The 19,388-nt window shown below is 39.0% G+C and carries 16 protein-coding genes; 11 read left to right on the top strand and 5 right to left on the bottom strand.

Going from position 1 to position 19,388, the window contains the following annotated elements; translation table 11 throughout:
- The 7 genes from I6E70_RS08390 (at position 1) to I6E70_RS08360 (ending at position 6,747) form a co-directional block, all read left to right on the top strand.
- Positions 1-1,239 carry an NAD(P)/FAD-dependent oxidoreductase gene (locus I6E70_RS08390; RefSeq protein WP_182671191.1) on the top strand — a complete coding sequence of 413 codons (1,239 nt, stop codon included), beginning with the start codon at positions 1-3 and terminating at the stop codon, positions 1,237-1,239.
- On the top strand, positions 1,227-1,787 hold the full coding sequence (locus tag I6E70_RS08385; RefSeq protein ID WP_197188501.1) for a DUF3261 domain-containing protein: 561 nt from the start codon (positions 1,227-1,229) through the stop codon (positions 1,785-1,787). Before I6E70_RS08390 ends, I6E70_RS08385 begins: the two co-directional genes overlap by 13 nt.
- The gene (locus I6E70_RS08380) at positions 1,784-2,953 is read left to right on the top strand and encodes a beta-ketoacyl-ACP synthase (protein WP_197161309.1); all 1,170 of its coding nucleotides are present in this window, start codon (positions 1,784-1,786) and stop codon (positions 2,951-2,953) included. Before I6E70_RS08385 ends, I6E70_RS08380 begins: the two co-directional genes overlap by 4 nt.
- The gene (locus I6E70_RS08375; protein ID WP_007580798.1) at positions 2,946-3,401 is read left to right on the top strand and encodes an ApeP family dehydratase; all 456 of its coding nucleotides are present in this window, start codon (positions 2,946-2,948) and stop codon (positions 3,399-3,401) included. The genes I6E70_RS08380 and I6E70_RS08375 overlap by 8 nt, the downstream gene beginning before the upstream one ends.
- A complete protein-coding gene (gene fabG, locus I6E70_RS08370; RefSeq protein ID WP_197188500.1) occupies positions 3,398-4,123 on the top strand; it encodes a 3-oxoacyl-ACP reductase FabG in 726 nt (241 codons plus the stop codon). The genes I6E70_RS08375 and fabG overlap by 4 nt, the downstream gene beginning before the upstream one ends.
- Positions 4,123-5,352 carry a beta-ketoacyl-ACP synthase gene (locus I6E70_RS08365; protein WP_197188551.1) on the top strand — a complete coding sequence of 410 codons (1,230 nt, stop codon included), beginning with the start codon at positions 4,123-4,125 and terminating at the stop codon, positions 5,350-5,352. Before fabG ends, I6E70_RS08365 begins: the two co-directional genes overlap by 1 nt.
- Before the next feature lie 90 nt (positions 5,353-5,442).
- Positions 5,443-6,747, top strand: coding sequence for a DEAD/DEAH box helicase (locus I6E70_RS08360; protein WP_002958629.1), 1,305 nt, complete (start codon positions 5,443-5,445; stop codon positions 6,745-6,747).
- A gap of 30 nt (positions 6,748-6,777) precedes the next feature.
- Here I6E70_RS08360 and I6E70_RS08355 read toward each other — a convergent pair whose 3' ends face one another.
- Entirely contained in the window at positions 6,778-8,277 is a 1,500-nt protein-coding gene (locus I6E70_RS08355) for an amidase family protein (protein ID WP_010553020.1), read from the bottom strand.
- A gap of 95 nt (positions 8,278-8,372) precedes the next feature.
- Positions 8,373-9,980 (bottom strand): NAD(P)/FAD-dependent oxidoreductase, encoded by a 1,608-nt coding sequence (locus tag I6E70_RS08350; protein WP_197113067.1) that lies wholly within the window; start codon positions 9,978-9,980, stop codon positions 8,373-8,375.
- 194 nt (positions 9,981-10,174) lie between these two features.
- Between I6E70_RS08350 and fdxA the strand changes: the two genes are divergently transcribed.
- From fdxA to I6E70_RS08330, 4 genes are all read left to right on the top strand, one after another.
- Positions 10,175-10,498 carry a ferredoxin FdxA gene (gene fdxA / locus I6E70_RS08345; protein WP_002958626.1) on the top strand — a complete coding sequence of 108 codons (324 nt, stop codon included), beginning with the start codon at positions 10,175-10,177 and terminating at the stop codon, positions 10,496-10,498.
- Positions 10,499-10,634: 136 nt separating this feature from the next.
- Positions 10,635-12,878 carry a carbohydrate binding family 9 domain-containing protein gene (locus tag I6E70_RS08340; RefSeq protein ID WP_007580789.1) on the top strand — a complete coding sequence of 748 codons (2,244 nt, stop codon included), beginning with the start codon at positions 10,635-10,637 and terminating at the stop codon, positions 12,876-12,878.
- A gap of 26 nt (positions 12,879-12,904) precedes the next feature.
- Complete coding sequence (locus tag I6E70_RS08335; protein WP_007580787.1) at positions 12,905-13,363, top strand: Sbal_3080 family lipoprotein; 459 nt, start codon at positions 12,905-12,907, stop codon at positions 13,361-13,363.
- A 365-nt stretch (positions 13,364-13,728) separates the two neighbouring features.
- Positions 13,729-15,483 carry a putative bifunctional diguanylate cyclase/phosphodiesterase gene (locus I6E70_RS08330; RefSeq protein ID WP_442960263.1) on the top strand — a complete coding sequence of 585 codons (1,755 nt, stop codon included), beginning with the start codon at positions 13,729-13,731 and terminating at the stop codon, positions 15,481-15,483.
- A gap of 141 nt (positions 15,484-15,624) precedes the next feature.
- On the opposite strand, the gene I6E70_RS08325 is transcribed toward I6E70_RS08330, so the two are convergent.
- From I6E70_RS08325 to betA, 3 genes are all read right to left on the bottom strand, one after another.
- The gene (locus tag I6E70_RS08325) at positions 15,625-16,329 is read right to left on the bottom strand and encodes a TorF family putative porin (RefSeq protein ID WP_154902876.1); all 705 of its coding nucleotides are present in this window, start codon (positions 16,327-16,329) and stop codon (positions 15,625-15,627) included.
- Between the two features lie 9 nt (positions 16,330-16,338).
- Positions 16,339-17,556, bottom strand: coding sequence for a BCCT family transporter (locus I6E70_RS08320; RefSeq protein ID WP_197188499.1), 1,218 nt, complete (start codon positions 17,554-17,556; stop codon positions 16,339-16,341).
- 158 nt (positions 17,557-17,714) lie between these two features.
- Positions 17,715-19,382: a choline dehydrogenase gene (betA, locus tag I6E70_RS08315; RefSeq protein ID WP_197188498.1), complete on the bottom strand. Its 1,668-nt coding sequence runs from the start codon at positions 19,380-19,382 to the stop codon at positions 17,715-17,717.
- Positions 19,383-19,388: the final 6 nt, after the last annotated feature.

Below are 19,388 nucleotides of genomic sequence, written 5' to 3'. Positions count from 1 at the left end.
TTGAATAACCTTGAGCAGTACGATGTTGTTGTTATTGGCGCTGGGCCTTCTGGTGCATTGGCTAGTAGTCTTTTAGTTCAAAAGGGATGGCGGGTACTGGTACTTGAACAGCAGGCGTTTCCACGTTTTTCAATTGGTGAAAGCTTACTGCCGCAATGTATGGCGTACTTAGAAGACGCGGGCTTAATCGATACACTACATAACAATGCAGCGGCTTTAGGTTTTCAGTTTAAAGATGGCGCTGCTTTTCATCGGGCAGGGCAAAATACAACTATAAATTTCACTGAAAAATTTACTAAAGGCCCAGGCACTACGTATCAAGTGAAAAGAGCCGACTTTGACAAATTATTAGCAGACAAAGCACAAGGACAAGGCGTAGAAATCAGATATAAGCACACGGTGGTTGACTACTGTGATGAGCCAAATGGTGCATCATTAGTGGTACACAATGAACAGCAGCAAGCTTATCGCGTTAATGCCCGATTTGTATTGGACGCAAGTGGCTTTGGGCGTGTATTACCAAAATTGTTAGATTTAGAGCTTCCTTCTAACTTTCCTGTTCGAAGCGCTTATTTTAGTCACTTTAAAGACAATATTAGTGATACAAGCTTCGATCGAAATAAAATTTTGATTACCGTACACCCTCAATATTCAGACGTGTGGTATTGGCTTATTCCCTTTAGTGATGGTACTGCGAGTATTGGGGTTGTGGCGCAGTCAGAGCGTTTTAATGATGATGAATCTAGCGATTTACTAAATCAATTTATAGAGCAAGACCCTTATTTAAAAACACTGTTAGCACAGCGTGAGTTATTAACTCCAGCAAAAAATATAAAAGGCTACTCGGCAAATGTGAGTAAGTTATATGGTAAGCACTTTGCTTTATTGGGTAATGCGGGGGAATTTTTAGACCCGGTATTTTCATCAGGTGTAACAATTGCACTCAAATCTGCAAATTTAATTGCCCCACTTGTTGATCGCTATTTAAAAAACGAAGTCGTCGATTTTGACGCTCACTACGCACAGCCATTACAAGCTGGGGTCGATTGTTTTAGAACATTTGTAACAGGGTGGTACGATACGCGTTTTCAGGATGTGATATTTTACTCTGAACAAAATACTCAGGTGCGAGAAATGATTAGTGCTATTTTAGCGGGTTACGCATGGGATACAAATAACCCATTTGTTGCACAAAGTGAACGCCGTTTAAATGTGTTGGCTCAGTTATGTCAAAATTAATTAAGTATGCGGTGTGTAGTGTATTTATATTTGCTGTATTGAGCGCATGTACGAGTTTTACAGCATCTAAAAATAGAGTGTATCTATCACCTAATATTCAATTAAATATTAATAGCCTGCCAGCACAAATGTTTGATAAGTCTTGGCAGCATGTTTTGTATATTACGAATCAGCAAAAAACACACACTGTATTTGCCCAATTAGCTATAAATGACAAAGGTGCAATTAAGTTATTGTTAATGACAGTGCAAGGCTTTCCGATTATGGAGCTTGAAAAACCTTTAAATGGCCCAGTAAAAACACGAAATATGCTGGCGGTAGAAGGGATAGACCCTTATTATATTTTGGCGGATATTGCATTAGTACATTGGCCAGTAGCATTTTTACAAAAGCAGTTAGAGGGTGCTTTAATAGAGCAGGTTGGCTCTAATCGGCAGGTATTTAACGATGAGGGTACATTTATCACCATTGACTATAGTGATGAGTCGACAACGTTGAACAATATTTTACATCAGTATCAAATAACATTTAAAAAGGTAGAACAGTGACATATTGGCTGAATGATTTAGGCATTGTGAGTGCGATGGGCATAGGCCAAGATGCAACCACAACAAGCTTAAATAAATATAACCCTGCAACTCCTTTATTAACTTTAAATAAAAGTTTAAGTGCTGAGCAAACTCCGCTGTATGTCGGGCAAGTTCAGTCTATTGCTTTATCAAATAATAAACGTATCAATACATTTATTGATCTAGCTTTAGAGCAGATTAAGCCAACCTTAGATAAACTTTCGCATATTAATAAGTCGCGTATCGCAATTGTAATGGGTACTAGTACATCAGGTATTCATGATGGCGAAAGAGCGCGTAAAAGCTATGAAAGTACAAAACTCTGGCCTGATGACTTTAGTTACAGTGATCAAGAGTTAGCAACACCCGCTCATTATATTGCACATAAAATAGGGGCTCTAGGGCCTTGTTACAGTATTTCTACTGCGTGCACGTCGAGTAGCAAAGCGTTAATTAGCGCCCGAGCTTTGCTAAATGCTGATTTAGCCGATGTGGTAATTTGTGGTGGTGCGGATAGTTTGTGCCAATTAACAATTAATGGCTTTGACTCGCTCGCTTCTTTAAGCTCGGGTTTATGCCAGCCTTTTTCTAGCACCAGAGACGGCATTAATATTGGTGAAGGGGCCGCTTTATTTGTAATGACTAAAAATAAGCCAATAACAAATAACGGCGTTATGTTACTAGGCAGTGGCGAAAGCTCAGATGCGCATCATATGTCAGCCCCCGATCCTAATGGGATGGGCGCCCAAGCCTCAATGGAAAAAGCACTAAAAAGCGCAAAGTTATCCTGTGGTGATATTGATTATATTAACGCTCACGGTACGGCTACTGTAAAAAATGACGAAATGGAAGCACTTGCAATTAATCGCGTGTTTGGCAACAATACCCCGCTTAGCTCAAGTAAGCATTTAACAGGGCATACTCTTGGTGCTGCAGGTGCCATTGAAGCCGGTATATGTTGGTTATTATTAAAAGACAGCGGCCAACATATGCTGCCGTATAATGCGATTAAAGAAGGCAGTGATTTGGCTGATATAAAAATAATAAAACAAGCGTTTAAGCCCGCTCTTAAATACTGCTTATCTAATTCATTTGCGTTTGGCGGTAATAATGCCAGCTTAATATTGGGAGTTAACGTTGACTAATTACCCTATAGAGCAAGTAGTCCCGCATGATGCGCCTATGATTTTAATAGATAGCCTTTTAACACACAGCGAAGATGAAGCTCAATGCGGCGTTACTATCACTGAGCAAAGCCCTTTTTTTAGTCCTGTAATTAACGGCGTACCTAGCTATATTGGTGTTGAGTACATGGCGCAGTCTATTGCCGCTTACGCTGGTGCGTTAGCGAATGATGAAAATAAACCTGTAAAAATTGGTTTTTTAATTGGCACGCGAAAATATCAAACTTATCAACCGTGTTTTAAAAACGGCAGTAAGCTGACTATTGAAGTGAAAAAGCTATATCAAGAAGAGTCAGGTTTAAGTGTATTTGAATGCCAAATACTCGTGTGTGAAACTCTACTTTGCCAAGCAAAAATTAATGTATTTCAGCCTGAAAACCCGTTGGAATTTATAAGAGAAAATCAATGACAAAAAGAATTTTAGTTACGGGTTCAAGCCGTGGTATTGGTAAAGCTATTGCGTTAAAACTTGCTGAGCAAGGGTTTGATATTGCAGTACATTGCAGAGCGGGTGTTGAGCAAGCTCAAGCAACATGCGATGAAATTAATGCATTAGGTAGAGCCACCAGTTTATTACAATTTGATGTATGCGACAGAGAGCAGGCCAAAGCACAAATAATAGAAGATATAGCTCAGCATGGCGCTTATTATGGTGTGGTGTGTAATGCAGGTATTACTAACGACATGGCATTTCCTGCTATGCAAGGGGAAGACTGGGATTGTGTAATACGTACAGGCCTTGATGGGTTTTATAATGTAGTACACCCAACTGTAATGCCTATGGTACAAAGCCGTAAAGGTGGGCGAATAATTACAATGTCATCGGTGTCAGGTATTGCAGGTAACCGAGGACAAGTAAATTATAGTGCAGCAAAAGCCGGTATTATTGGGGCCACTAAAGCACTTGCATTAGAATTGGCAAAACGCAAAATCACAGTTAATTGTGTGGCACCTGGTTTAATAGAAACCGCGATGACTGATGAATTATCTATTGATGAAATGATGAAAATGATACCCCTTAAACGCATGGGGAGCGTTAAAGAAGTTGCGGGAACAGTCGCTTTTTTAATGTCTGATGATGCAGCTTACATAACACGCCAAGTAATTTCGGTTAATGGTGGCATGGTTTGATTAAACGCGTTGTTGTAACAGGGATGTCGGTGGTCACTGCATTGGGCGATGATTGGTCTGAATTCAAACAAGCCTTAATTAAAGGCGAAAATGCTGTTGTTACTATGCCAGAGTGGGATATAGCTGACGACCTCAATACTCGTTTAGCCGCGCCAGTTAAACACTTTGAGCGACCAAGTCATTACAAACGAAAACAAATCCGTTCAATGGGGCGAGTGTCACTTATGTCAACTCGTGCTACTGAATGCGCACTTGAACAAGCCAAACTACTAGAGCATGACAGTCTAACAGATGGCTCTACGGGTATAGCGTATGGCTCATCTACTGGCTCTACTGAGCCATTACTCGCCTTTGCAAATATGATGGAAACGGGGTCGATGTCAGGTGTAACAGCCACGAGTTACATTAAAATGATGGCGCATACTGCCCCTGTAAATGTTGGTGTGTTTTTTGGTTTAAAAGGGCGTGTTATAACAACAAGCTCTGCTTGTACATCGGGATCTCAAGGAATAGGCTTCGCCTATGAAGCGATTAAGTTTGGCCGACAAAAAATAATGGTGGCTGGTGGAGCAGAGGAATTATGCATCACAGAGGCTGCAGTATTTGATACGCTTTATGCAACATCTACAAAAAATGAAACACCAAAACAAACACCAAGACCTTTTGATAAAAATCGCGATGGCTTAGTGATAGGCGAAGGCGCGGGTACACTTATTTTAGAAGAATACGAACATGCAAAAGCGCGCGGAGCAACAATATTAGCTGAGGTGGTTGGTTTTGGTTGTAATTCTGATGGACAGCACGTTACTCAACCAACATCAAAAACAATGCAACTAGCGATAGAAATGGCACTGCAAGATGCCAATTTAGAACCAGAAAAAATTGGTTACGTTAATGCTCATGGTACATCAACAGATAAAGGTGATATTGCCGAGTCTCACGCAACGTTTAAAGCATTGGGCAGCAAACCTATTAGCTCGTTAAAAAGTTATTTGGGGCATACATTAGGTGCTTGTGGTGCAATAGAAGCATGGGCAAGCATTAATATGATGGCTGATAACTGGTTTGCACCAACAATTAATTTAGATAACGTTGATGACGAATGTGCTCAGCTTGATTACATAAGGTATCAAGGGCGTGAGATTAATACCGATTACGTGATGAGTAATAACTTTGCGTTTGGTGGTATTAACACCTCTTTAATATTTAAACGCTATAAAGTAGATTAAACACGTTAAAAGATAAGTTATGACTAACTGTTAGCTCGTTTTTACTGTATAATTTGCGACCCTTGATAATGTGGCCGTAGGTTATACAGCATGAATTTTAAATCTTTTAGTTTCGCTCCTGAAATCATCCAGGCGTTGGACGAACTTAACTATCACACCCTTACGCCCATTCAGCGCGCAGCAATTCCTGCTGTCCGTAAAGGTAAAGACGTTTTAGCCAGTGCACAAACTGGTACCGGCAAAACTGCCGCGTTTGCTTTACCTATCATCCAAAAATTGGTTGAGTCTGAACTCAGCACAACTAATGCACCTCATGCATTAGTACTTGCTCCAACGCGTGAACTTGCAGAACAAATTGCAAATAATTTTAGAGATTTTGCAAAGCATACATCACTTAAAGTCGTTAGCTTATTTGGTGGTGTTAGCACTGCCGGCCAAGCAAATGCTTTAAAAGAAGGTGTAGATATTGTTGTTGCAACGCCAGGTCGTTTATTTGATCATATTCGTTTAGGTAACTTAAGCCTTGCAAGTGTTAAGCACCTTGTTCTTGATGAAGCTGACCGTATGCTTGATATGGGCTTTATTGAAGATATGCAAAACGTTATTAAAAGCTGTGCAGAAGAGCGCCAGATTTTACTTTTCTCTGCTACATTCCCTGCAGCAATTAAACAATTTGCATCTAAAGTATTGAAACAAGCTGAAATAGTGCGTGTTGATCAAACTAACAGTACAGCAAGCACCGTTGAGCATGTTGTTTACCCAGTTGAAGAACGTCGTAAGCAAGAGCTACTTTCTGAATTGATTGGTAAGAAAAACTGGCAACAAGTGCTTGTCTTCGTAAACATGAAAGAAACAGCTGATGAGCTTGTTAAAGAGCTTAACCTTGATGGTATTCCGGCAGGCGTTTGCCACGGTGATAAATCTCAAGGTAACCGTCGTCGTGCTTTACGTGAATTTAAAGAAGGCAAGGTACGTGTATTAGTGGCTACAGAAGTGGCTGCTCGTGGTATTGATATTGATGGCTTACCTCGTGTAATTAATATTGATTTACCATGGCTTGCAGAAGATTACGTTCACCGTATTGGCCGTACAGGTCGTGCTGGTCGCCAAGGCCAAGCAATCTCATTTGTTAGCCGCGAAGAAGAAAATACATTATTTGAAATTGAAACGTTAATCGGTCAAAAAATCAAACGTGTATATTTAGAAGGTTACGAAGTAAGTAATCGCGAAGTGCTAATTGATAAAATTGGTAAAAAGCCAGCGCATTTACGCCGTACACGTTCTAACAAGTTATCAGGACAAGCAACCGGTGAAGCGAGAGCAGTAAATCGCTCACGTATTTCAAGCGTTCGTAAAAGCTTAAAAGGCGAAAAACTGTCACTTAAAAAGTCATAGTTAACGCCGTTTAGTTTAAAAAACCTGAGTTTACTCAGGTTTTTTTGTGCCTGGTGATAACACCTCATCAATAATATTTGCGTATAAATAAGCCGCTTGCTCGTCCTCTTTATTTGCTATTATGGACAAACCAACCGGTAAACCACTTACTTTTCCGACCGGTAGGGTTATGTGCGTTGTGCCAGCAATAGCAGATAACGAACTACTACTGCCATTAAAATTATCACCATTAACTAAGTCTGTTTTCCAGGCCGGTGATACTGTAGGCGCTATAACAATATCAAGCTTGTTGTTTTTATATACATTAACAATGGCTGTCGTTGCTAAAGTGCGATAGCGTTCTTTAGTCTCCTGATATTTTTGTTTGTTAGTTAAATCAATAGCCTGCGATTGAACTAGGATATCTTGCTCAAAGTGGGGCATTTCTGTTTTTTTATTTTTAATATTAAAATTAATAAGTGCTTTTAGGCTTTTAACAGCCACTTGTGTTGGAGTGTTTGCGAGGTAATGATTAATTTCGGCTTTGAAGTCGTAAAGTAAAATATAGTATTCATCAGCAAATAGCGTATCTAAGTTATCAGTAATATCTACATTAATAACAGTGTGTCCAGCCTGTTGTAATGCTTGTAACTGCTTGGCATAAAGGCGCTGCGTTTCAACTGTAAATTTGTCGCTAGGCAGTGCACCAATAATAAGTGACGATTTTGATTTTATATTACCTGTTTTTAATTCAAACCCTGTAGTTGTCGCATCAAGGGAGTCTTCACCTTGCAAAACTGATAAAACCAGCAGCGCATCTTTAAGTGAATGCGCCATCGGCCCTACAGAATCTTGGCTACTTGAAAGAGGCACAACGCCTGAGCGTGATACTTGGCCCATACTCGGTTTTATTGCATACACTCCATTTACTGAGGCAGGGCACGTAATTGAACCGTCTGTTTCAGTCCCTAATGCTATAGGCGCAAAGTTAAGTGCTACCGCAACAGCAGAACCTGCGCTAGAACCACATGGGTTACGTGTTACATCGTGCGCATTATGTGTTTGTCCGCCTACGGCACTCCAGCCTGAAGATGAATAGGATGAACGAAAATTTGCCCACTCACTTAAATTAGCTTTACCTAAAATTATAGCGCCCGCATTACGTAGTTGTTTAACAACAAAAGCATCATTATCAGTAACGTTATTTTTAAGTGCTAAAGAGCCAGCCGTTGTGGGAAGTGTGCCTTTAGTTTCTATATTATCTTTAAGAAGTACAGGTATTCCATGTAATGGCCCAGCCCAAGTTCCTTTGACGGCAAGTTCATCTAACGTTTTAGCTTGAGCAATAGCTGTAGGCTCTAAACTAATAACCGCATTATAGTGTGGATTAAGTTTGTTAATTCGGTCTATATAATTTTGGGTGAGTTGCTGTGCATTAATAGAATTATTTTTATATGCACTGTGAATTTCATCGATGGTTTTTAGCTCTTGTGCTTTAGCGTTAAAAATTGCTAATACACTAAGCAACGAAAAGGTAAATGTTTTGATCATTGTTGAGGTGCTTGAGGTGTTATTATTTTCTATACATTTAGCACAAAAAAGCCTCACAAAGTGAGGCTTTTCGATAAACGGCTTAAAAAAGAGGTTTAAGCGTTTTCTAACATAGAAAGTGCGACCGCTTCAGCCGCTTTAATACCATCAATACCCGCTGATAAAATACCGCCAGCGTAGCCTGCGCCTTCACCTGCAGGGTAAAGCCCTTTGGTGTTAATACTTTGGAATGTTTTATCACGCTTAATACTAATAGGCGACGAAGTACGTGTTTCAACGCCGGTTAGTAAACCGTCGTTAGTTGAAAAGCCGCGAATTTGTTTATTAAACGCTGGTATCGCTTCGCGAAGAGCATCAATTGCAAATTGTGGTAACACTTTACTCAAGTCGGTTAACTTAATACCGGGTGTATAAGAGGGTTGTACTTCACCTAAGTTTTCTGATGATTTACCTTTCAAAAAGTCGCCAATTAACTGGGCTGGTGCATCGTAGTTGCTACCACCAAGCTCATACGCTTGCTCTTCAAGTTTACGTTGTAAGTCTATTCCAGCAAGTGGATTACCTGGGAAATCTTGCTCCGGTGATATGCCTACCACAATAGCGCTGTTAGCGTTGCGCTCACTTCGTGAATATTGGCTCATACCGTTGGTAACAACACGGCCCTCTTCAGAGGTTGCAGCGACTACTGTGCCACCTGGGCACATACAAAAGCTGTAAACTGTGCGGCCATTGTCGCAATGATGAACAAGTTTATAATCGGCAGAGCCTAAAATTGGGTTTCCTGCATTTGTACCAAAACGACATTCATCGATCATTGATTGTTTATGTTCGATTCTAAAACCGACTGAGAATGGCTTTGCTTCAACATAAATCCCTTTTTTGTGGATCATATCAAACGTGTCACGTGCGCTGTGACCAACGGCTAATACAACATGGCGAGTGTTTAGTTGCTCGCCATTTGAAAGCGTTAAACCTGTTACTTGCCCGTCGTCTAAATGAATATCGTCAACACGTGTGCTAAAGCGAATTTCGCCGCCTAGTTCTATTATACGAGCGCGCATTTTTTCAATCATGGTGACAAGTTTAAACGTACCAATGTGTGGCTTACTTACGTATAAAATTTCATCGGGTGCGCCTGCTTCTACAAATTCAGTAATGACTTTACGACCGTAATGTTTTGGATCCTTTACTTGGCTGTATAACTTACCGTCTGAGAATGTACCTGCGCCACCTTCACCAAATTGTACATTTGATTCGGTATTAAGTGTGCGTTTACGCCAAAAGCCAAACGTGTCTTTTGTACGTTCACGTACCTCTTTACCGCGCTCTAATATAATGGGATTAAAGCCCATTTGAGCAAGTAATAAGCCTGCAAATAAACCACAAGGGCCAAAACCAATCACAACAGGGCGCTCTGTTATATTTTCGCTGGCTTGGGCTACAAATTTATAGTTTGTGTCTGGCGCTACTTTTACATGTTGGTCTTTTTCAAATGCCGCGAGTAGCTCGGCTTCGTTATCAACTTCTATATCGAGTGTATAAATCAGTAAAATAGCTGATTTTTTACGTGCATCATAACCACGCTTAAACACATTAAAACTGTGCAATTGTTCTGGTTGGATTTTTAGTTTATTTACAATTGCTTGACCAATTGCATCTTCGTCATGATCAAGTGGCAGCTTTATTTCGGTTAAACGTATCATTTATATCTCTTTTAGGTGTCATAGCGGGGTATTATTACCGCTCACAATAAGGGGATGCAGGGCACAACGGGTGTGCAAACATAAGGCGCGTATTTTACGTTAAAATAGGGTGATATGGCACTTATTTATTGTATTTTTGGAGTGGATGGGTATGATCCACAACTGTTGTTTAAAATCTTAGGTATTAAAATAGTATGGCGTTTGTAGTCACCGAAAATTGTATAAAATGTAAGTACACCGATTGCGTATCAGTGTGCCCAGCAGATGCATTTTTTGAAGGCCCTAATTTTTTAGCAATTAGCCCGATTGATTGTATCGATTGTGGTTTATGTGTCCCTGAGTGTTCAGCTGATGCTATATACCAAGAAGATGAATTACCAGAATCTCAAAAAGAGTTTACTGAATTGAATGCTGAACTTGCACTGGTCTGGCCGCGCATTACAGAGGTTAAACCTGCACCAGAGGACGCTGATGTATGGAATGGCATAGACGATAAACTTAAACTACTCGAAACATAATACGTAACAATTAGTTACTCCTTTATCATTAAATAGTTAATTTTTTATTTCAAAGTATTAACAAATGTACCTGGATAAATTACAATCCCCAGCTTAAGTTACTCCCTATGAGTAATTACAGTCTAAATGGATGTTTATGCAGTACTTTATAACTATAATAAAAAAGTTTACCTTCCTATTTTTAAGTTTCGTTTTATTACTCTCAAGCCTTGATGTAGCGGCTAGTAAACAGCAAGTATCCTTATCTCGTATTGATTCAAATATCACTATTGATGGTGTTATGGATGAAGCGCACTGGCAAAATGCGACACGTATACCTCTACTCTACCAAGATGAGCCTAACGAAAAAGGCACACCTCCTGTAAAAACTGATGCCTTTATTTACGAAGATGGCACAAACTTATATGTTGCCTTTATTGCAGAGGATCCAAACCCTGAACAAATTCGTGCATCACTTCGTGACCGCGATACGCTATGGGAAGACGACGTAGTCATTCTTGTTATTGATACATTTAATGATGAACGCAGTGGTTATGAATTTCATGTAAATCCCCTTGGTGCACAAGGCGATATAAGAATGACCGATACCGATGGATGGAGCTCAGATACCTCATGGAATGCTATTTGGGATAGCGCGGGACAAATTAACGAGAAAGGTTACGTTGTTGAAATGCGTATTCCTTTTAAGGCACTGCGCTTTCCTGAAAATAAAAAAGAGCTAACGTGGGGTTTTTCAGTAATGAGAAACTACCAACGTGATGTTTTATATCAGCTATCAAATATGGGATTTGATAGAAATATAAAATGTAGCCTTTGTCAGTTTGATAAGTTAGTGGGTTTTAGCGATATTGAATCGAGTAAAAATATTCAATTAACACCTACATTGACAGCACTTCGTAACGATAATAAATCTGAATTACCGGGTAACTGGGATAATGGCGATATAGATACCGAAGTGGGCTTAGATTTGCGCTGGGGTTTAACCAAGGACGCTGTTTTAAATGCGACTATCAACCCAGATTTTTCGCAAGTAGAAACAGACTCTTTAGAGCTCGATGTAAATACAACCTTTTCTATTTATTATGCTGAAAAACGTCCTTTCTTTTTAGATGGAGCTTCTTACTTTAAAAGCAGCTTATTTGAGCTTTTATATACACGTACAATTGCAGAGCCTACTTTAGGTGCAAAATTAACGGGTAAAACGGGTGATCATAGTTATGCGTTAATGCTCGCTGATGACGACAATAGTAATATTTTACTGCCAACGAATCAGGGCTCTGGCTTTGCAAGCTTAAACGAAAAAACGAATGCGGCCGCAGGGCGTTATCAATATGACCTAGGTCAGCAGGGTACTATTGGCCTTTCAAGCACGCACAGAGAAAGTGATGACTATCACAACACTGTATTATCAGTGGATGGTAGCTACTGGTTTAATCAATCGGATACTCTTTTGTATCAAGTATCATCTGCTGATACACGTAACTCTGAATTTTTAATTCAAAATTATAACTTATCTGAAACTCAGTCAGATGAAGCATATGCCCTGGAACTTACCCGCGATAAACGTGATTACAAATTATTTGCATCTTATGAAAATATTGGGCAGGACTACCGAACTGATTTAGGTTATCAAGCTAAAGTTGATTATGAAAAAGTAGGCTTTGGTGGCGGACAAACATGGTACAGAGATGAATCTGATTTACTTACCTCATGGTCATACGAAGCTGACTGGGATAAAACGTGGGCGCAAAACGGCGACTTACTTGAAGAAGAATACGAAGGCTTTTTAAGCTTTAAAGGCCAAAAACAATCTATTTTTGAAATTGGTTTAGTGCACCGCTATGAAAACTATAACGACAATTTTTATAATCAAAATATTGGTTTTATTTATACGGGCTTTAAACCCACTAAAGATTTAAAGCTTTCGTTATATATTGAATACGCTAGCCGCATTGATTATGCAAATGAGCAATTAGGCGACGCGTTTGACACTCAAACCCAAGTGGTGTGGGACATTAACGACCATTGGCAGCTCGATGTAAAACATAACTACAGTCAATTAGATAACCCGCAAGGGGATCGCGTATTTACTGCTAACTTGGTCGACTTTAGGCTTCATTATAAATTTAGCATGCGTTCAATTCTTAAATTAATTTTACAATTTGAAGACATTGATAGAGACGAAAACGCCTACTTTTACCAAGTTAGTCAAATCAATAAAGACTATGGCAGCCAGCTTGTTTACTCATATAAAATTAATGCGCAAACACTGTTTTATTTGGGTTACTCAGATAGAGGTTACCAAGACGATTCTCTTAAAAATATTGAGCGAGATCAGCGTACATTTTTTACAAAAGTTAGCTATGCATGGCAGCTTTAAATATTAAAAATAAAAAAGGAATAAATATGAATACGTTAAAAATAACAGTTGCAGCAGCAATGGTTGCCACCTTGGCCGGTTGTGCTGCAAAGCAAGACATTACTCGATTTGAAACAAACATACCTAAAACAGTATGTATTGCTGAACATAAGGCTGTTAAAGCTGGTGTTATAGATGCAATGAAAAAAGGTTTTGCAAAGCATGATGTTGAAACTCGGGTAATTCCAGCCAATTATGTATTGAAACACCAGGACTACCAGACCGAATTACCAGGTGCAGATACGACAGGATGTAATGCAGTGGCTTACTACGTAGCAAATTGGCGTTGGGATATAGCGCTCTATATGGCATACGCAAATATTTGGATTAAAGACGTTGAAACGAATGAAAAAATAGCACAAGCATCTTATCGCACCGGTGGTGGATTGGATAAGTTTATAGACGCTGAAGAAAAAATTATAGAGCTTATTGACGGTATGTATTAAATTTTAAACAATTAGAACCTTTTTGTTTATTTTTGTTAATCCCACCTATACTATATGCAAGATATAGTTAGTTAATCCATTATTGTTACGATTTTTGTTATGCTAGTGGCTAAGGGTTATATCAATTCTTGCGTAGTTCGAAATGCAGGCGATATAATCCGCTTTTAGTAACAGGTTTAAGGGAGAAGTAAGATAGATGGATTTTTTTCATGAGTAAACTTAAGCCGCTCGGTTTTATTTTTCTAATCATAATTCTATTTTGTTTTTGTATAAACATAGAGTTAACGAATCAGATTAATCGTATAAATTTATTTAGTACCAGTATTGATATACGAAATTTCGAAATAACGAATACCTCTCTTGATATGGCTCCTTGGTATAATCCGATCTTAAATGGCCATTATATAATTGAGCAGCCCACTGCTGATTTTTTGCTTATTAAAACCACTGACACTCAGTTTGTAGCTGCTGATTCAAGTAAGTTAATTATAATGACACTTGCATCACCTATTAATTTTTTACTTTTATGTATCTTAATATTTGGTTCTGGCCTGTACTTACGCAGAGAGCGTAGAAAGCGCCATTATAAAAATCAAATAGCGGAGCTTAATCTTCAAGCCAATAGCTTACTCACTGCATTTAACTTGCAAGTAAAGCCGGCTGAGAACCCTTTGGGTGTAAGCAGCTTAAGCCAATCAATAAATAGTTTAAATACGCATGTGGCTAATTATGTAAAACAAACTCAAACCAGTATATGCCAAGATAAACTGACGTTATTAATTGACCGCCATGCATATATTGAACATATCGACAGACAAATTAATCATGCTAATCAAGAAGATCTCAAGTGTGCACTCCTGTTTATAGACCTTGATGGTTTTAAACAAGTAAACGATTCGTTTGGTCACAGTTTTGGTGATGAAATATTAGTTCAAGTTGCTAGCCGACTTGCGAATGTTTTACGCCACCATAAATTAAGTAACATAAATAATGCTAACCAATTAGAGCAAAACTTATCAAGGTTAGGAGGGGATGAGTTCTCCATTTTTATAGAATTACTTGATGATAGCGACAGAGTCGTTGAAATTGCTAAGCATGTGCTAAGTGAGCTTGAAAAAGACTTTGTGCTTGGCAATAAAATAGTAAAAATTAGTGCCAGTATTGGTATTGCGGCTTACCCAGAAAGTGCATCAACGCCTCAAGCGCTTTTACAATTAGCCGATGTAGCTATGTATAGAGCTAAAAGTGATGGTAAGGGAATATTTAAAGTTTACTCGCCAGAAATGGGTAACAAAATGCGCCGTTACCATTATTTACTTGAAGAGCTGCGTTTAGCAGTCGCGTGTAAAGATTTTTACTTATCTTTTCAGCCAATTGTGCATGTTGAAGATTGTATGATTGATTATTTCGAAGCGCTTACACGCTGGGACCACCCAGTTGAGGGTATGATCCCTCCTTCAGAGTTTATTCCGATAGCAGAAGAGTCTAATTTAATATTAGAGCTTGGCGATTGGATTATGCTTGAATCGTGTCGGCAAATGGCTGCTTGGCACAATGCAGGTATGCGCAAAGTAAAAATATCAGTAAATGTTTCGGGCATTCAATTAAAGCACCGTGACATTTATGATTGGGTAATGAAGAAGCTCAAAAAAACCGGCTTACCGGCGACGTCTTTGATGCTAGAAATTACCGAATCAACTTTCATTAAAGCCAGTCCAAGAATTATTAAAGAGCTAAGTAGGCTAAGAGAAGAGGGGATTACTATTGCTATTGATGACTTTGGTACAGGTTTTAGTTCTTTAAGTACATTAGCGGATTTACCAATAGATGTTATTAAAATTGATCGCTCGTTTATAGCTCAAGCTAATAAAAGCCAAAAATATAATGATATATTAAATACAATTAGTGAGCTTGGACAAAAGCTTGGCCTTAAAATTGTAGCTGAAGGCGTTGAAGAAATAGGGCAGTTTGAACTTGTTAAAAAAATGGGTGTGAGTTCTGTTCAGGGTTATTTAGTAAGTCGACCTGAGTCATCAGCTAATGTAGGTAATAAAGTATTACGCAATAACACCAGTAACCTTTCAGCATCGGGTACAAGTGCGTGGGATATTGTTAGTTAGTTAGTTNTAGTTAGTTAGTTAGTTAGTTAGTTAGTTAGTTAGTTAGTTAGTTAGTTAGTTAGTTAGTTAGTTAGTTAGTTTACAAATAAAAATGCCACTCTAAGTAGAGTGGCATTTTTTGTTTAATCAGTAATTATTGTATTAAAGATCAAATGTGCGTGAAACAGCAAGTACAATACGCTCATCAGCATAATCGTAATCTAAGCTTGTGTTTTCAGCAGCTACTTCAATACCAAAACCTTCGTAGCTTGTTTGATATGCTAGACGGTAGTGATAATACGATTTGTCTCCCTTAGCTTGATCCCACTCAAACTTATCACCATCAAGTGAGTTTGAAATATCAAAGCTTGCACGTAGTGCATGATTAGGAGCTAGCTCATAAGTGTGAGCGATCATCGAAATAACGTGGCCTGTATCGTAACCAAAGTAATCCCAGCTGTACCAAAAGTTAAGCTCAGTTTGGCCGTATTCACTTGCATAACCAAATTTAGTGTAAGCTTCAGCGTAGTTACCATCGCTGTTATTACCTTGATAAGTGTAATAAGCAATACCGTAATCAACGCTAAATTGCTCATCAAGTTGTACATATTTACCTACGTAAGCATCAAGTTCAAAATCAGTGTCGTCACCAAAATCTACGTTTGAAGCCCAAACACCGGCGTAAACACCGCTATCAAAGGCATAGTCTAAGCTGCCTTGAATTGCAGGATCGCTATCTGTTTGTGTTACACCATTAAAAGTGTAGTCAGACGCTGCAGTGATTGTTGTTGACCAATCAGCAGCTGCGGTTGTTGATAAAAGTGCAAATGGTAGTGCTACTACAAGTTGTTTTAGTTTGTTATTCATTATTAATCCCTAGTGTACTGTGTCTATTTTTGTGTAATCAATTTCGTTTGCTTTTGGTGAGCTGTCTATGTTTGTAACTGTTTTAAACTTGCTGTATCCGATAAAACCAGCACAGATAAAGAACAATCCAATAACCAATGCGCCTACCCACTGAATTTGTAAAAATTCTAATTTAAACAATAGTGTAAGTAACGATAAAGCGACAACATTTCCGATCATGTATTTCATTTTGCCAAAACGCTTTACGGTAAAGTTTAGGTTATCTGTATATAAACGCACTAACGAATCGAGTGAGTTAATTACAAATACAATACCTACAAATACCATTGCAAAGTTTTTAATGCCTTGAGTTGGAATGCCCGATTCATGGTAGTGATAAAGTACGCTAAACCAAATCGCAATAGGAATAGAAGGGAAAATCAACATAGCACCTAATACTTGGTATGTTTTAAGTCCACCAACAAAGCGTGATGTAAATTGACCAATCATTATGCTCCACGCAAACCACCAGAATAAGTAGAACTCATGGTAATCATTAAGCGGTAAAACAAATTCATTAATGTTCGCAAAGTAAGTACCAATAGAGCCTAAGTTATCTGTAAATGCTGACATTTGACTATCACCAATCACAAATGCGCCAGCCCACATAAAGGCGATTAAAGCTAAAAATAACCAGGTAGTAGAAATACTTAAAATACGTACATATTTAATATCAGTACTTGAGTACACAGCAAAACAGATAGCCGCAAACACAATTAAGTAAAACTCAGAAACTATACTTGTTCCATCACCTAATTCGGGTAAATACCACGGTAGGTTTGTAAGCAGCAAATAAGCGGTAAATGCACATGTACCAATAATTACAACGTTATTGATAAATTTAACCCAAGGAATTTCGAAAAATTTCACTTTAGGTTCTATTACACAGAAATAAAAGCACGTAAGAAAGTAAAATCCCCAGATCAAAAATCCCCAGTAGCCAAACTCAATAGCCAGTGGATTTGCAAACGCGTATTCTGGGCTTGCTTTTATGTCTGCATAACCTGCAAACTCAGTTAAAGGAAACATGATAAGGCCAACATCTAGGCCAGAAGTAAATAGTATTGCTATAAACGTAAAGGTTCGAACTGGTGTTACACCTACTACGCGAACATTACCCCATTTAATTAAAATAGTGATAATGGCAAGTAAGGTAAAAATGATCCCTGCATTAAGCCAAATAGTCATTGTTACCCTCCAGTAATGAATAAAAATAATTCATAAGCACTCCGTATTTTATTGTTTTATTCTCGCATTAACACAACGTAACCTATTTACATCGTGTGCCACTGCAAGGCACGCATTGGTTTAGCCCGACGAGACTAAACCTAAGCATGTGGCTAAAGTTAGATCTCCGTACTACGTTGTGTTTCTTGCCAGTTTGTTGTTATGGCAACATTCACATCCGATTTCTGTAATGGGTCTTTACCTAAAATTATGTCAGCTGCTTTTTCGGCAACCATAATAGTAGGCGCATTCAAGTTTCCGTTAGGAACAGTTGGGAATATAGATGAGTCAACAACACGTAGTCCTTCAATACCATGTACTTGCGTATTTGAGTTAACAACGGCCATATCATCTTCACCCATTTTGCATGAGCAAGAAGGGTGGTAGGCACTTTCTACGGCTTGGCGTACAAAGGCATCTATTTCTTCATCTGTTTGAATATGTTTACCAGGTTGAATTTCTTCATCGCGGTATTCATCAAAGGCACTTTGTTCGATTATGTCGCGTGTTAAGCGAACGCACGCTCTAAAGCCTTCAATATCGTCTTGGTGTTCAAGGTAATTAAATAAAATGGTTGGTGGTTGCTCAGGATTCGCAGAAGCAATAGTGACACTACCGCGACTTTTTGGTTTGTTATGACCAACATGTACCTGAAAACCATGACCTGCAAATGCACTTCTACCATCGTAACGCATAGCCGCTGGTAAAAAGTGATACTGAATATCTGGCCATTCAACACCGGGCTTTGAGCGAATAAACGCACACGATTCAAAATGATTCGTTGCACCTAAACCCGAACGCGTTAATAACCAGCGCGCGCCAATCAACCCTTTTGAAACAATGCCTAGCTTGCCGTTAAGTGTGATAGGTTGCTTACACTTGTATTGAAAGTAAAACTCAAGATGATCTTGTAAGTTTTGACCAACACCTGGTAAATGATGCTGTACTTCAACGCCTGCTTTTTCAAGCACTTGAGTATCACCAATACCAGAGAGTTGTAAAATATGTGGAGAGCCAATTGGCCCTGCACTTAGTACAACGTCTTTTACAGCATGTGCAATTTTAACGTTGCCATTTACTTTATATTCAATGCCAGTGGCTTTTTTACCATCTAAAATCACGCGTTGTGCTAGTGCACCTGTAATAATTGTTAAATTACTACGCGATTTAACAGGGTCTAAATACTCACGAGAAGCAGAGCTGCGCACGCCGTCTTTTACGGTCATATGCATTGGGCCAAAACCCTCTTGCTGCGACGCATTATAATCATCTGTAGAAGCATAACCGGCTTGTACACCTGCTTTGATAAAGGTGCGGTAAAGCGGGTTTTTCATTTCGTTGCCGTTATTAACGCCAAGCGGGCCTTTGCCACCACGGTAAGTATTTTCACCAAGGTAAAAGCTTTCTGCTTTTTGAAAATACGGTAAACACGATTGGTAATCCCAGCCGTTTGCACCGTGTTGCTGCCATTCGTCAAAATCTTTTGCGTGGCCACGTACATATACCATGCCATTAATAGATGACGAGCCGCCTAATACTTTGCCTCGAGGACAATGCATCTCACGGTTATCTAAATGAGGCTCAGGCTGCGTATGAAACTGCCATGCGTATTTGTCACTATTCATAGGAATAGATAACGCGGTTGGCATTTTTATAAAAATACTTTTATCGCTACCGCCAGTTTCAAGTAGCAATACGCGGTTGCTTGAATCTTCAGATAAACGGTTTGCTAAAACACAACCCGCCGAACCCGCGCCAACAATAATATAGTCGTAATGATTACTCATAGTAAG

Source organism: Pseudoalteromonas sp. NGC95 (genome assembly GCF_015864705.1).
GTDB lineage: Bacteria > Pseudomonadota > Gammaproteobacteria > Enterobacterales > Alteromonadaceae > Pseudoalteromonas > Pseudoalteromonas arctica.
Note: the sequence above shows the minus strand (reverse complement) of the source record. Positions and strands in the feature narration are given on the sequence as shown.